We start from the raw sequence: 13,391 nt of genomic DNA on the forward strand, positions 1-13,391 counted from the left end.
CTATATTCATCATAAACCAAAACATGGTAGAAGAGAATAAAGAATTACAAAAACTTGCCATCATAAGGAAAAAGTCCCGCTCATATTTTTCTGTACAAAAAAAGACAGACTCACACGCGGAGCTGTCTTTCTTATGCTTATGAACTACCCGGCATGTGCCGTTTCTTGTTTGGCAAGCTGCTCTTTTATATAACGATTGTCTTTATGCTCTGCGCATTCTGCAGAACATGAACGCTTGTGCGCATCCTCGCATTCTTCACAGCAGAAATGCTGTACATTGCACCATGGATTTGCACAATTGATATAACGGTCACTCGGCTTGCCACAATGTTTACATTCAGAAATAATCACGTCTTCTTCTGTTCGGTTAATCGGCACTGAAATTCGCTCGTCGAATACATAGCACTTACCATCGAACAGACGACCTTGTACCTCAGGATCTTTGCCGTAGGTAACGATGCCGCCGTGAAGCTGAGACACGTCTTCAAAGCCCTCTTGCAGAAGGAAGCCTGACAGCTTCTCACAGCGGATGCCCCCTGTACAATACGTAAGGATCTTTTTATCTTTGTACTGGCTTAAATTCTCGCGAATCCATTGTGGGAATTCGCGTGAGGTCTTCACGCCAGGACGAATCGCTCCACGGAAATGGCCGAGTTCATATTCATAATCATTGCGTCCGTCAATGACAACTACATCGTCGTGTTGTAGATGTTCATAGAATTCCTTTGGACTAAGATAGTTTCCAGTTGTTTCGTTTGGATTTACATCCTCATCAAAGCGCCATGTTACGATTTCCTTTTTATGACGAACGAAGATTTTTTTAAATGTATGTTCATCGGATTCGTCGATTTTGAAGAACACATCAGCAAAACGCGGATCCTTCCGCAATGTTTCCATGTAGGTGTCTGTTTGTTCTTTTGTGCCGGACAGCGTTCCGTTGATGCCTTCTTCGGCGACAATAATGCGTCCTTTTACCCCAAGCTCTTTGCAGAAAGCAAGGTGTTCAGCGGCAAATTCTTCGGCGTTTTCGATGTGAACATATTTATAGAATAAAAGCACGAGATACGGCTTTTTGTGCTCCAAATGCTGCGATTGCATGGGAACATTCCTCCCTTGTAGACGTTGTAGATACTAATATAGTAAGGATGAAATACTTTATGCTATACTGGATGTATCTGTATATTTTGGCGGATTACTTTCGAAACATAATGCGCTATAAATAACTTATCTATGTTGTTTATATTACGATATTATATCGTATCATAAGTACTGCCAAAAAGGGAAGCGGGGATTTATAGAAATGTCAGCATGGTTTGGTTCTTTTATTGTTGTCTGGACGATTCTCCTTATATCTCTAATGTTTATTGGCGGCTTTTTTATGTTCCGCAAGTTTTTGAAATCGATGCCGAAGAAGGATGGCATGTCGGATCTGGACTGGCAGGATCATTATATTAACGAGACACGCCATATGTGGACAAAAGAGACAACAGAGCTGTTAGAAGAGCTGGTTAACCCTGTACCGCAGCTGTTTCGTGATGTAGCAAGGCGCAGTATTGCCGCCCGCATCGGTAAGTTGGCACTTGAAGAAGGGGAGCAGCAGATCACGGTCGATCTTGTCATTAAGGGCTATATATTGGCGACGCCAGCCCGTGACCATAAGTTTCTGGTTGCCCATCTCACGGAGAAGCAGATCGATTTTGCACCATATAAGCAGCATCTTAAAATCAATGCAGAATAAGGCGGACTATCCGTCTTTTTTTTGTTTTAAAACATTGTATGAGGGAAAGGTAAAACAGTGGATGTTATAGGAAACGGAGATGGTTAGTATGCTGGGCATTGCTTTTATTCTTATGTATTTTATTATTATTGCACTTGTTATTGAGATCTCTACCATTTTATTAAAGATGACAGGGCTGGATAAGGATATAGCACGCTTTCAGGCGATTTCTATGCTGACCGGAACCGGATTTACAACAGGCGAATCAGAACTGGTGGCCCGTCACCCGATTCGTCGACGGTTGGGGACATTTCTCATTCTGTTTGGCGCCTTCTCGCTTGCGGTCATTATTTCGGCAATCAGTGCACTGCTGGCGAATCGGTCAGGTTTGCCGCAACTCGGCACCGTGATCGCAGTGCTGCTTGTTATATGGGGGCTAATGAAGCTGAAGAGTGTAGAGAGACGTCTGTATAAAAGAATGGAGGCCAATATGCGGAAGGTGCATGTCACACATGAACTTCCGATTGAGGACGTACTATTTATCGGTGACGATGATTTGTTTACCGAGATACATATATTTAAAGACTCGAAATTAATCGGGAAGAGTATCAAGGATTGTCTCGAAGATGAAGTCGATATGAATGTATTGTTCATTAAGCGGGGAGATGAGGTGGTGCGAAGAAGTCTGAGTGAAGCCAAGGTACAGGATGGAGATAAGCTGCTTGTGTATGGAGATCGGCATGTGATTGAGCGGAAATTCAGCCGTGAACTCAAGCATATGGAGGAATTAGAAAAAGAGGAACACAAAAGCGAAGAACTTGTATAATGAAGAAGACCTGCTATCTTTGAAGAGAGTAGCAGGTCTTCTTTGTGTTTACATCTTAGCAGCAGCGTGTAGGCTTGCCGCTACCGTACCGTTGCTCGATCGCCTGTCGGAAGAATTCCTTTTCTGACAGTGGGGTGAGCTCGCCTTTGGGCGGGGCAGCATGCCAGTAATCAAGGTATCGTTCATAATCCGGAATCCCGAATACCATTCGAAAGGTAGAGCGGACTCGACGCATTAATGAGTGAGTAGCAGCCACTTCCTTGATTTTTTCCGGCGGAACGTACGTGCGCTGTGGGCATGTTTCGTCGCGCCACATGATTCATCCCTCCTTATTACCTTACATATTATGCCGAGTGCGATTGTCCTCCGCTATAGACCGAAGCATCGCCTTTGGATTCAACGAATGGAGCCTCCTGCAGGGAGCCGCGGTACGTACCACGCAGAATGCTGATCCATACTCGCAGACAATCAAGCATCAACAGAAGAACAATACCAACAAAGATAGCCGTCATAACCGCATCTACGCGGTCGTTGAAAATCATTTGTTTTGCAGCTTCCATCGTTTTTACGCCTTTAGGCAGTTGTCCTTGCTCTACAGCTTTTGAGAAAGCAGAAGCATGGGAGAGGAAGCCGATTTTTGGATCTGGATCAAACAGCTTCTGCCAGGCGGCTGTCATCGTAACCGTAAGCAGCCAGCTAAGCGGCACGAGCGTTACCCAAGCGTACGCTTTTTTGCCCATTTTCAAAATGATGGTGGTTCCAACAGCGAGTGCAATAGCGGCCAGCATCTGGTTGGCGATACCGAACAGCGGCCACAGCGTCTTGATCCCGCCGAGCGGATCGATAACCCCGGCATATAGGAAGTACCCCCAGCCAAGGCTGATAACGGCACTAGAGATGATGTTGCCCGGCAGCCAGGTTGTATCTTTGAACTTCGGAGCGAAGTTTCCTACCAGTTCGCTAACCATGAAACGACCAACACGCGTACCGGCGTCAATGGTTGTCAGAATAAAGACGGCTTCAAAGAGAATGGCAAAATGATACCAGAACGCCATTAGCGCTTTACCACCAAGAATGGTAGAGAAGATGACTGACATCCCTACGGCAAGTGATGGCGCACCGCCTGTACGAGATAAAATTGAATTCTCTCCCACATCCTCTGCCAACTGTGTTAATTCGGCAGCGGAAACGGTGAAGCCCCACTCTGTAATCGTTCGTGCAGCGGTCATGGCATCTGCACCGATGGCAGCGGCCGGACTGTTGATCGCAAAGTACGTGCCAGGTGTTAGGATCGATGCTGCGATCAATGCCATAATGGCTACGAATGATTCCATCAGCATTCCGCCATAGCCGATCGCGCGGCTGTGGCTTTCTTTGGCGATCAGCTTAGGTGTTGTTCCGCTAGAAACAAGCGCATGGAAGCCGGATATTGAGCCGCAGGCAATTGTAATAAATAAGAACGGGAATAGGTTGCCGGTAAATACCGGACCGCTTCCATCAATGAATTTGGTTACCGCAGGCATTTGCAGATCGGGCAGCGTAAGAATAATGCCGATACCAAGCAGACCGATGGTTCCGATTTTCAGGAACGAGCTTAGATAGTCACGCGGTGCAAGCAGCATCCACACAGGAAGAATAGATGCGATAAAGCCGTAAATAATCATTAGAATAGCCAAGGCTTCCGGACTAAACGTAAACATTGGCGCAAGCGTTGGTGATTCTGCTACCCATTGTCCGGCCACGAGAGCAAGCATCATGAGAGCAAAACCGATAAGGGATGTCTCTCCAACACGGCCTGGCCGGATATAGCGCATGTAGAAACCCATAAATATTGCGATAGGAATCGTCATGGCAATCGTGAAGGTGCCCCATGGGCTTTCGGCCAGTGCGTTGACGACAACGAGTGCCAGCACGGCAATAAGAATAATCATAATAGCAAGAATTCCGACCATGGCAATCAGACCGCCAACTGGACCGATTTCTTCCTTCGCGATTTGCCCGAGACTTTTTCCATCGCGGCGCATGGAGCCAATAAGAATGATGAAGTCCTGTACGGCCCCTGCCAGAATAACCCCTACAACAATCCAGATGGTACTTGGGAGATACCCCATCTGTGCCGCAAGCGTTGGGCCGACCAGTGGACCTGCACCCGCGATCGCAGCAAAGTGATGGCCGAATACAACCCATTTGTTTGTTGGAATATAATCTTTTCCGTCATTGTGAACTTCAGCGGGTGTGGCCCGTTTATCGTTCAGATTGAAAACCTTGTGAGCGATGAAGCGACTATAGAAGCGGTAAGCGACGGCGTAGCTTGCTACGGCAGCAAATAAGAGCCACGCAGCGTTAATTTCCTCGCCGCGAACCAGTGCGAGCCAGCCCCAGCATACCCCGCCGACAACTGCAATCGCACCCCAAATAAGTATGGAGAGCATACGGTTTTTCATCATTGAATCCCCTCTTTCACGGTTTTAAAATTTTATCATTTTAAATTTTCTAAAATTTTAACTTATTCTACCGTGTGAGGTGATGATCTACCAGTGATTCTACATAAGCGGTAGTAAAAACTACATGAACAGTTAAAAATGAGTCATTATATGTCCGAGAGCATACAGCGATCGGGTACGCTCTCGGCCGGATAGTCTAAAATCCAAGACGAATTTTTAATTCTTTGACAAGCGTACGACTTACAGGGAGTACCGTTTCTTCTTCATCATCAATCCGCACTTGAACCGCACCTTTGAACCAGGGAATAAATTCAATGATACGATGCAAATTAACAATGTATGTACGATGAATCCGATAAAAGCGGTCGCTTGGCAATTTCTTCTCTAAATCCTGCAGTGAAAAGGATGTTACATAATTCTCATGCTTGGTAAAAATTCTTGCCGTACGGCCCTCAGCCGATGCGTACACGATTTCTTCGATGTTGACAAAGGCCACGCTCGTTGCTTTTTCCACAGGAATGCGGGTATATGCTGAAAATGATCTGGCCACAGGCCCTATTGTCTCAGCGATTTGGCGCAGCGTAGATTCAAGCGGAAGAGAAGGGGACAGAGATGCACTCTTCTCTTCTTTGATTCGTTTGCGCAGGCGTTCGATCGTTTTGTCCAATCGTTCTTCATTGAATGGTTTAAGCAGATAATCTGTCGCCTCCGTCTCGAATGCTTGCAGGGCGTATGAATCATAAGCGGTAGCATATACGATCGATGCTGATATGCTTGCTTGTTGTAATTGCTGGGCAACGGTGATGCCTTCCATATCATGAAGGTGAATATCAAGGAATACGACATCAGGCTGCAAGTCCGTGATGATCTCTAATGCTTCCTCACCATTTGTGGCTTCCCCTGTTACTTCAATATCTTCGTATTGTTCAAGCAAATAACGCAGCTCAGAGCGAGCTGGTGCTTCGTCGTCCACAATGACTACTCGTAGCATAGGTTATGACACATTCCTTTCTTCCCATGGCATAGTAAGCGTACAAACAGTGCCGCCATCCGTGCCTGGACCAATCATTAAGTCATATGGCTTGCCATATAGCGCATGAAGGCGGCTCCGGACGTTGGCAAGGCCAATTCCGGATAGAGGACGTGGCGGGGATTGAGATGCGAGTCCCACCCCGTTATCAGATACCCGAATCGTAAGAGCGTTGTTTTCTTTGCCAATATAGATTTGTACGGTTCCACCCTCTTTTTTGGGCAGCAGGCCGTGTTTAATAGCGTTCTCGACAATAGGCTGCAAAATAAGGCCGGGAATGACTTGTTTCCATGCATCCGGTTGAATGTCTGTTTCTACCAATAGTTTATTGCCAAACCGGGCCTGCTCGATCTCTAAGTAAGCTTCTACATGCTTCATCTCTTCTTCTACTGTAATCATCCTATCCCCCTGATGAAGATTGCGCCTGAAGAACTCAGCGAGATTCACAATCAGTCTGCGGGCGGTTTCAGGTTTTGTACGGATAAAAGAAGAAATAGTGTTAAGCGCATTAAACAAAAAATGCGGATTGATCTGTGCATGCAGCGCTCGAATTTCCGCATCGGCCAGAAGGGATGCTTGCTGTTCTAAATCTGCGATCTCAAGCTGGGTAGAGAATAATTGGGCGAGCCCGCGTGCCAGTTCCCAATGGACGATGGATACTTCATGCTGCCGCTCAAAATAAAGCTTTAAGGTACCAACAGTGGCTTCTTTTTTGGTTAGAGGCACAATGATAGCGGAATGAAGCGAGCAGTCTTTGCTGCTGCATCCAATTTCTTCCTTATTATGAGCCCATAGCATTCGCTGGGTTTGCAGCACTTCAAGCGTTGCTTCCGTCTGTAGGGGAGTGCCTTTGTAGTGATGGCTGCTGCCGGCTCCGATATGTGCGAGAATACGTTCTTTATCGGTAATGGCGACGGCTGCTGTTTCTGTTTGGTTATAGATTACTTGTGCCGTTTTTTCGGCGGATTGTTCATTGAGTCCTTGGCGCAGGATAGGGAGGGTAATGTCCGCGATTTGCAGCGCGCGCTGCGCCTGCATGGACCCTATTCTTTCTTCCTCGGCTTTGGCCACTTGTACGATCATAATAAACAGAGCGATAGCCGAAGCATTGACGAGCATCATCGGGAGTGCAATAATTTCGACAAGGCGGAGCGCATCTGTAAAAGGTGTGGCGATGGCGAGAATAAGGAGCATTTGTATTCCTTCGGCAATGAAGCCGACCATCCAGGCTGTACCCCAATGCATAGAGCGCTGATGATATCTGAGATAGACCAGTCCGGCCAGCAGTCCTTCTGTCGTCGTGGATACCGCGCAGGCCAAATCGGTAAATCCACCGAGCGAATACCGGTGTAATCCGGCCAAGAGTCCGGTCACAGTACCGACGAGCGGGCCTCCGAGAAGCCCCGCCATAATCGGACCGATGACACGCGAGTTTGCAAGTGCGCCTTCGATCGGAATGGCTGCATAGGTGCCGTAAATTCCGATAAGTGTACATACTATGATTGTAATAATTTTATCACGCGGTCCATCTGTACGCCGCAGCATGCGACGGAAGAAACGAAAGCGAGAGAGAAAGAAGGCCAGAACGACAAGGGTTGCGGTTCGTTCGGCCAGATCGATAAACAGAGGATGAAGCAGCGGCATACGTACCCTCCTTATGTGCCTGGTTGCGTTGTTACCCAAAAGTATATCATCCGTGTAATCCCCGTCAATTCAGGGAATAGAGAACTCGAGGAGATGAGCAGAATGAAGAACTTAACGATGAGTACGGATTTATACCAGATTAATATGATGTATGCCTATTATAAAAAGGGAATAGACAGCCAGCGTACGGTGTTTGACGTATTTTTCCGCAAAGCTCCTTGTGGCAGTGGCTATGCGATTTTTGCCGGGCTTGAACAGGTGCTTGAATACATTGAGAACATTCAATTTACAGAAGATGATATCGCTTATTTAAAAAGCGTATATCCGTATGAAGAAGCATTTCTTGATAGGCTGCGGGCGTTCCGCTTTACAGGGAATATAGCGGCGATGAAAGAAGGAACCGTTGCCTTTCCGGGTGAGCCGCTGATTCGCGTGGAAGCGCCAATCTGCGAAGCACAATTGATCGAGACAGCGATGCTGACGATCATCAACCATCAGACGTTAATCGCCACCAAAGCTGCCCGGATCGTTGGCGCGGCCAAAGGAGATACGATTCTTGAATTCGGATTGCGCCGCGCTCAGGGTACGGAAGCAGGCTATTATGGGGCAAGAGCGGCCTACATTGGAGGCGTTCATGCGACATCGAATATTATGGCAGGCCGCGATTTTGATATTCCGGTCAAGGGAACGCATGCCCACAGTTTTGTCCAGATTTTCGAGCACGAATTCGACGCGTTTACAGCATACAGCGAAGCATTTCCGGACGAGACGGTGCTTTTGGTGGATACATACGATACATTAGGCGTTGGTATTCCGCATGCAATCCGACTGGGCTTAGAGATGAAGGAGAAGGGAAGAAAGCTGCTCGGCATTCGCCTAGATTCGGGGGACCTCGCCTACCTTTCCAAAAAAGCGCGCAAAATGCTGGACGAGGCCGGACTGCAGGACGTTGCGATTGTCGCATCAAGCGATCTTGATGAAAAGCTAATTCAGGACTTAAAAAACCAGGAAGCGCAAATTTCAATTTGGGGAGTAGGTACCAACTTAATTACGTCGTATGATTGCCCGGCGCTTGGTGGTGTCTATAAGCTGGCTGCAGTAGAGAAGGATGGAGTGTGGCAGCCGCGTCTTAAAATTTCGGAGAATCCGACCAAGATTACAAACCCTGGCTATAAGCAGGTCATTCGTTTTTATGACCGTGATACAGATAAGCCATTGGGTGATCTGATAGCGCTAAAAGAAGAAACAATCCCGGAAGATAACATCACGATGTTTCATCCGCTCTTTCCGCATAAACGCAAGGTCATTCGCAATTACCGAATGGAAATGCTCCTTGAGCCAGTTATTGAGCAGGGGCAGATCTGTTATACGGCGCCGTCGCTTACAAACATTCGTGCCTATGCCAAGGAGCAGTTGGATCATCTTTCGCCAGAGATTAAGCGGCTTGTGAATCCGCATGAATACCATGTTGATTTGAGTCAAAAGCTTTGGGATTTGAAGCAGAGTTTAATCCATAAAGAAAGGGAATAGAAAAATATTGCAACTTTTCCTAATGTTGTTCCGTAATAGAAGTGTGTAAGACAAGACCATAACACACGGAGGGGAAATTATGAAAAAGGGAAAAGTTGCAGCAGCAGGAATGTTAGGGCTTGCCATGCTCATGGGAACACCAGCAGTAAATGTGCTGGCCGCATCGCCTGCCACGGCTGTACAACAACAGACAGATTCAGTTACACGGGGTGAATTCTTCGCCATGCTTGCACAGGCTGTTGATCTGCCGAACGCAACAAAGACACAGCGTACATATAAAGATATCGTGCAGGGCAGTGAACTCGGTCGAATTGTCGGCAAGCTTCAGGGTGCAGGTGTATTGAATGGCTACCAAGACGGGACGATCCGCCCAAGCAATGCTCTGAAGGCAGGCGAAGCAATCGCACTGATTGGTGGGGCGCTTGGCATTCCGAATCAGCCAGTACCTGGCGCTACCTCGCCGCTACCAAGCAAGCACTGGGCAAGCAATGTAGCCGGTTGGCTTGCTGAGGCGAATATAGAGTACGACTGGAACAATTTAGAACGCACGTTGAGCAAGCAGGAAGCTCAGGCGTTAATTCAAAAGATCCTATCCACTTCAAGCGAAGCGAAGAAGCTTTTTGAAGAAAGCAATAAAGCACAGCAGGATGTAAAATCATTTCGTATGAATGGAACCATGTCATACAATATGAAGTTTACGAAAGATGCATTCGCTGACATGTCGGCTGAAGAACAGGCAGTACTTAAAAGCATGACAGGTAAGGGGATATCCATAGGTATTGACGGAGCTTTTGTTATGCCTGATTCGATGTATATGAAGATGAAGATGGATATGCCAGTTCCGGGTATGGGTGCCATGGACATGGAGCAGTATATGATTGGCAAGGATATGTATATGAAGATGCCGGATACAGGAGCAGACGCTTCGGCGAATCCATCTGGATGGATGAAGATGCCAAATGCATTTCCAATGGATATGAAAGCCATGATGGAGCAGCAAATGTCCGGTATTCCTCCGCAACTGGAGAAGAAATTATTCTACCGTGCACTTGGCAATGAGCAGTTGGCCTTCCAAGGAAGAATTGATAAGTTAACGGATCTTCTGCCGATGATGGGTGGAATGCAGGGAATGGAAGAGGTGACAGAATCGCTTACAGAAGCGGAAAATGTCATTGGCCCGATCTATATGCAGGGTGTAATGAAGCTTGATCCGAAAACAAAAATGCCAACAGCAACGAACATTCAGATCGTAGTTTCATTCAAAGAGGGTCAGGAAGACATGCCGATTCAGCAAATGATGCTGACACAGAAGCTTACATACAGCGACTATAACGGCAATGTAAAAGTTGAATTGCCGGAAGCAGCCAAGAATGCAAAAGAAATGCCTGTACCTGAAGAAGCAGAGAAGAAATAAGGAAAATATAGATGATGTAGAGAAGCACGCCTTTGCGCGTGCTTTTTTTAAAAGGTATCATATCTTCAATGATGAAGTTTATCCTGTGTAGATGACAGCGATAGGAGGAATATGGTATAGTAAATGCCGGATTTATACGAACCCTATTGGTAAAAGAACAACCGTAGATGAAAAGTATGGAGTGGTTGCATGTTTTACTCATTATTGTTGCCGGATCTTTATGTGGAGTCCGTGTACGATATTGACCTGGACGAGCTCAAGCAGCGCGGTATTAAGGGGATTATTACAGATCTGGACAACACACTGATTGAATGGGATCGTCCTGATGCAACCCCCGAACTTGTAAAATGGATGAAAGAGCTCAAAGAGCAGGGATTCTCTGTGACCATCGTGTCAAATAACAGAAAAACCCGCGTATCCAAAGTAGCAGAGCCGCTCGGAGTTCCGTTCATTCATCAAGCCAAAAAGCCGACAACGGCTGCCTTTCGTCGGGCTACACGGCAGATGGAGTTGTCCGTGCATGAGACCGTCGTGATTGGAGATCAACTATTTACTGACGTTTTGGGCGGGAAGCGAATGGGCTTCTACACCATCCTCGTGGTTCCAGTTGCACAGAGTGACGGGATTGTTACCCGTTTTAATCGGAGAATGGAAAAAGTCGCATTACACTGGATGCGAAAACGCGGGAAAATTCCGTGGGAGGATCGAAATGGATAAGGAAGAATTCGAACAATATTGTGCTGGCTGCGGCGTAGCCATCCAAACGGAAGATAAAAATAAGGTAGGCTATACGCCGCCGCAAGCAGTAGAGAAGGATACGATTATATGCCAGCGCTGTTACCGTATTAAGCATTATAACGAAGCATCTACCGTTACGCTTGGTGATGATGACTTTGTACGTATTTTAAACGGGATTGGCGATACGAAGGCGCTGGTTGTTCAAGTCGTGGATATTTTCGACTTTAACGGAAGCTGGCTTCGTGGATTACCGAGATTTGTGGGCGGCAATCCGATTCTGCTCGTCGGTAACAAGGTTGACTTGCTGCCTAAGAATGTGAACCGAAACCGTCTTGTAAATTGGATGCGCAAATCAGCCTCAGAACTTGGTCTCAAGCCGCTTGATGTCATATTGGTGAGCGCACGCAAGGGTGAAGGGATAGACCGACTGGTTGCGGCAATGAACGAATACCGTAAGGGTCGGGATATTTATGTTGTCGGGGTCACGAATGTAGGTAAGTCATCTCTTATTAACCGGCTGCTAACACAGTTCGGTGAATCGGAGATGGAGATTACTACGTCTCAGTTCCCTGGTACGACGCTTGATGTAATTGAGATTCCGCTTGATGATACCTCAGCATTGTATGATACGCCTGGGATTGTGAATCGAGATCAGTTGGTGCACAAAGTAGCGCCTAAAGAGCTGAAGCTTGTCATGCCGGATAAGCCGATTAAGCCGAAAACATACCAATTGAATGCAGAACAGACGTTGTTTGTTGGCGGATTGGCTCGGGTTGACTTCATTAAGGGTGAACGGCAGCCATTCGTATTCTATGTATCAAATCAGCTCAATTTACACCGGACAAAGCTTGCTAACGCAGATGAACTGTATGCTAAGCATAAAGGTGAGATGCTCACTCCACCAGGACGGGACGCTGCCGAGTTGATTGAGTGGGAGAAATTCACATTTAAAGTCCCGGCAGGAAGACATGATATTGTTATCTCTGGCTTAGGATGGATCGCGCTGCATGGCAAGGGGGCCAACGTAGAGGTGCATGTGCCAAAAGGCGTTGCTGCCGGTATACGTCCTTCGCTTATATAGCTTGTTTGTTTACCCCTGTCTTACAGGGGGTTTTTTGTACATAACTGGTGAGGTAACGAAAGAAATAGGAAACAATAGTAAAGAAGAGAGGCGAGTCGATGAACAGTCAGACAGTATTGACTGGGTTGTTTGGCCGACCGGTAGGACACTCCCTGTCGCCTTTGATGCATAATCGGGCCTTTGCTGAATGCGGAATGAATTACCGGTATGCTGCATTCGATATTGCGCCAGAGCAGGTGGGTGAAGCGGTAGTCGCTATTCGTGCGCTCGGTCTGCGTGGAGTGAATGTTACGATTCCGTATAAAGTTACAGTGATGGATTATTTGGATGAAGTGGATGAAGAAGCAAAAGTAATTGGTGCTGTCAACACGATTGTTAATGATGGCGGGAAGCTGATTGGATACAATACGGATGGACGCGGGTATGTCCGCTCCCTTATCGAAGAGACGGGCATTGATCTGGCGGAACAATCCGCTATGCTGCTCGGAGCGGGTGGCGCCGCCCGTGGGGTAGCAGTGGCACTGCTTCGGGCTGGGCTCTCGTCGCTTATCATCGTAAATCGTACAGAAGAGAAGGCCGAGCAATTGGCTGAGCAGCTTCGTATGCTGCATCCCGAAGCGCAGATTATGTCATTGCCGATGAAAAAGGCGAAAGAGACTCTTGCGGGTTGTACGCTGCTTGTTCAGACGACATCGATTGGTATGCATCCGAATACAGGGCTAAGTCCGATTGCATCTGAAGCGCTACATGAAGGCTTGCTCGTAAGCGATTTGATCTATAATCCGCTAGAGACACGCCTGCTGCGTGATGCAAAGGAAAAGGGTGCTCGCATCCATCATGGTCTTGGTATGTTCATTTATCAGGGTGCATTAAGCTTCGAATATTGGACCGGACAGGCAGCACCCATTCAGGTCATGCGTGATACTGTAGCTGAAGCCCTGTACGGACGGAAAGAATAAGGAGGAAT

12 protein-coding genes are annotated in these 13,391 nt (G+C 47.1%); 7 read left to right on the forward strand and 5 right to left on the reverse strand.

Annotation, left to right across the window (positions count from 1 at the left end; all coding sequences use genetic code 11):
* Window positions 1-144 precede the first annotated feature (144 nt).
* Window positions 145-1,083 carry an oxygen-dependent tRNA uridine(34) hydroxylase TrhO gene (gene trhO / locus AB3351_RS13415; RefSeq protein WP_458306040.1) on the reverse strand — a complete coding sequence of 313 codons (939 nt, stop codon included), beginning with the start codon at window positions 1,081-1,083 and terminating at the stop codon, window positions 145-147.
* Between the two features lie 217 nt (window positions 1,084-1,300).
* Between trhO and AB3351_RS13420 the strand changes: the two genes are divergently transcribed.
* Window positions 1,301-1,738: a DUF2621 family protein gene (locus AB3351_RS13420; protein ID WP_371147641.1), complete on the forward strand. Its 438-nt coding sequence runs from the start codon at window positions 1,301-1,303 to the stop codon at window positions 1,736-1,738.
* 79 nt (window positions 1,739-1,817) lie between these two features.
* Complete coding sequence (locus tag AB3351_RS13425) at window positions 1,818-2,543, forward strand: TrkA C-terminal domain-containing protein (RefSeq protein ID WP_371147642.1); 726 nt, start codon at window positions 1,818-1,820, stop codon at window positions 2,541-2,543.
* A gap of 55 nt (window positions 2,544-2,598) precedes the next feature.
* On the opposite strand, the gene AB3351_RS13430 is transcribed toward AB3351_RS13425, so the two are convergent.
* The 4 genes from AB3351_RS13430 to AB3351_RS13445 all read right to left on the reverse strand — a co-directional run bounded on the left by AB3351_RS13430 (window position 2,599) and on the right by AB3351_RS13445 (window position 7,661).
* Window positions 2,599-2,859, reverse strand: a complete 261-nt coding sequence (locus tag AB3351_RS13430) for a CstA-like transporter-associated (seleno)protein (protein ID WP_371147643.1) — start codon at window positions 2,857-2,859, stop codon at window positions 2,599-2,601.
* 28 nt (window positions 2,860-2,887) lie between these two features.
* Window positions 2,888-4,987, reverse strand: a complete 2,100-nt coding sequence (locus AB3351_RS13435; protein ID WP_371147746.1) for a carbon starvation CstA family protein — start codon at window positions 4,985-4,987, stop codon at window positions 2,888-2,890.
* 196 nt (window positions 4,988-5,183) lie between these two features.
* On the reverse strand, window positions 5,184-5,960 hold the full coding sequence (locus AB3351_RS13440) for a LytR/AlgR family response regulator transcription factor (RefSeq protein WP_373270234.1): 777 nt from the start codon (window positions 5,958-5,960) through the stop codon (window positions 5,184-5,186).
* A 21-nt stretch (window positions 5,961-5,981) separates the two neighbouring features.
* Window positions 5,982-7,661: a LytS/YhcK type 5TM receptor domain-containing protein gene (locus AB3351_RS13445; protein WP_371147645.1), complete on the reverse strand. Its 1,680-nt coding sequence runs from the start codon at window positions 7,659-7,661 to the stop codon at window positions 5,982-5,984.
* A gap of 102 nt (window positions 7,662-7,763) precedes the next feature.
* On the opposite strand from AB3351_RS13445, the gene AB3351_RS13450 reads away from it, so the two are divergent.
* The 5 genes from AB3351_RS13450 (at window position 7,764) to aroE (ending at window position 13,383) form a co-directional block, all read left to right on the forward strand.
* Entirely contained in the window at window positions 7,764-9,191 is a 1,428-nt protein-coding gene (locus tag AB3351_RS13450) for a nicotinate phosphoribosyltransferase (RefSeq protein ID WP_371147646.1), read from the forward strand.
* A gap of 79 nt (window positions 9,192-9,270) precedes the next feature.
* Complete coding sequence (locus AB3351_RS13455) at window positions 9,271-10,605, forward strand: DUF6612 family protein (RefSeq protein WP_371147647.1); 1,335 nt, start codon at window positions 9,271-9,273, stop codon at window positions 10,603-10,605.
* Between the two features lie 189 nt (window positions 10,606-10,794).
* Window positions 10,795-11,322 (forward strand): YqeG family HAD IIIA-type phosphatase, encoded by a 528-nt coding sequence (locus tag AB3351_RS13460; RefSeq protein ID WP_371147648.1) that lies wholly within the window; start codon window positions 10,795-10,797, stop codon window positions 11,320-11,322.
* The gene (gene yqeH, locus AB3351_RS13465; protein WP_371147649.1) at window positions 11,315-12,424 is read left to right on the forward strand and encodes a ribosome biogenesis GTPase YqeH; all 1,110 of its coding nucleotides are present in this window, start codon (window positions 11,315-11,317) and stop codon (window positions 12,422-12,424) included. The genes AB3351_RS13460 and yqeH overlap by 8 nt, the downstream gene beginning before the upstream one ends.
* Before the next feature lie 98 nt (window positions 12,425-12,522).
* Window positions 12,523-13,383: a shikimate dehydrogenase gene (gene aroE, locus AB3351_RS13470; protein ID WP_371147650.1), complete on the forward strand. Its 861-nt coding sequence runs from the start codon at window positions 12,523-12,525 to the stop codon at window positions 13,381-13,383.
* The last annotated feature ends 8 nt before the right edge of the window (window positions 13,384-13,391 follow it).

It is taken from the genome of Aneurinibacillus sp. REN35, from assembly GCF_041379945.2.
GTDB lineage: Bacteria > Bacillota > Bacilli > Aneurinibacillales > Aneurinibacillaceae > Aneurinibacillus.

Excerpts from the sequence above, each read along its gene's own strand:
- aroE (WP_371147650.1), top strand. The coding sequence starts at position 12,523 with ATGAACAGTCAGACAGTATTGACTGGGTTGTTTGGCCGACCGGTAGGA.
- AB3351_RS13420 (WP_371147641.1), top strand. The coding sequence starts at position 1,301 with ATGTCAGCATGGTTTGGTTCTTTTATTGTTGTCTGGACGATTCTCCTT.
- AB3351_RS13445 (WP_371147645.1), bottom strand. The coding sequence starts at position 7,661 with ATGCCGCTGCTTCATCCTCTGTTTATCGATCTGGCCGAACGAACCGCA.
- AB3351_RS13435 (WP_371147746.1), bottom strand. The coding sequence starts at position 4,987 with ATGAAAAACCGTATGCTCTCCATACTTATTTGGGGTGCGATTGCAGTT.
- AB3351_RS13450 (WP_371147646.1), top strand. The coding sequence starts at position 7,764 with ATGAAGAACTTAACGATGAGTACGGATTTATACCAGATTAATATGATG.
- AB3351_RS13425 (WP_371147642.1), top strand. The coding sequence starts at position 1,818 with ATGGTTAGTATGCTGGGCATTGCTTTTATTCTTATGTATTTTATTATT.
- AB3351_RS13430 (WP_371147643.1), bottom strand. The coding sequence starts at position 2,859 with ATGTGGCGCGACGAAACATGCCCACAGCGCACGTACGTTCCGCCGGAA.
- AB3351_RS13460 (WP_371147648.1), top strand. The coding sequence starts at position 10,795 with ATGTTTTACTCATTATTGTTGCCGGATCTTTATGTGGAGTCCGTGTAC.
- yqeH (WP_371147649.1), top strand. The coding sequence starts at position 11,315 with ATGGATAAGGAAGAATTCGAACAATATTGTGCTGGCTGCGGCGTAGCC.
- AB3351_RS13455 (WP_371147647.1), top strand. The coding sequence starts at position 9,271 with ATGAAAAAGGGAAAAGTTGCAGCAGCAGGAATGTTAGGGCTTGCCATG.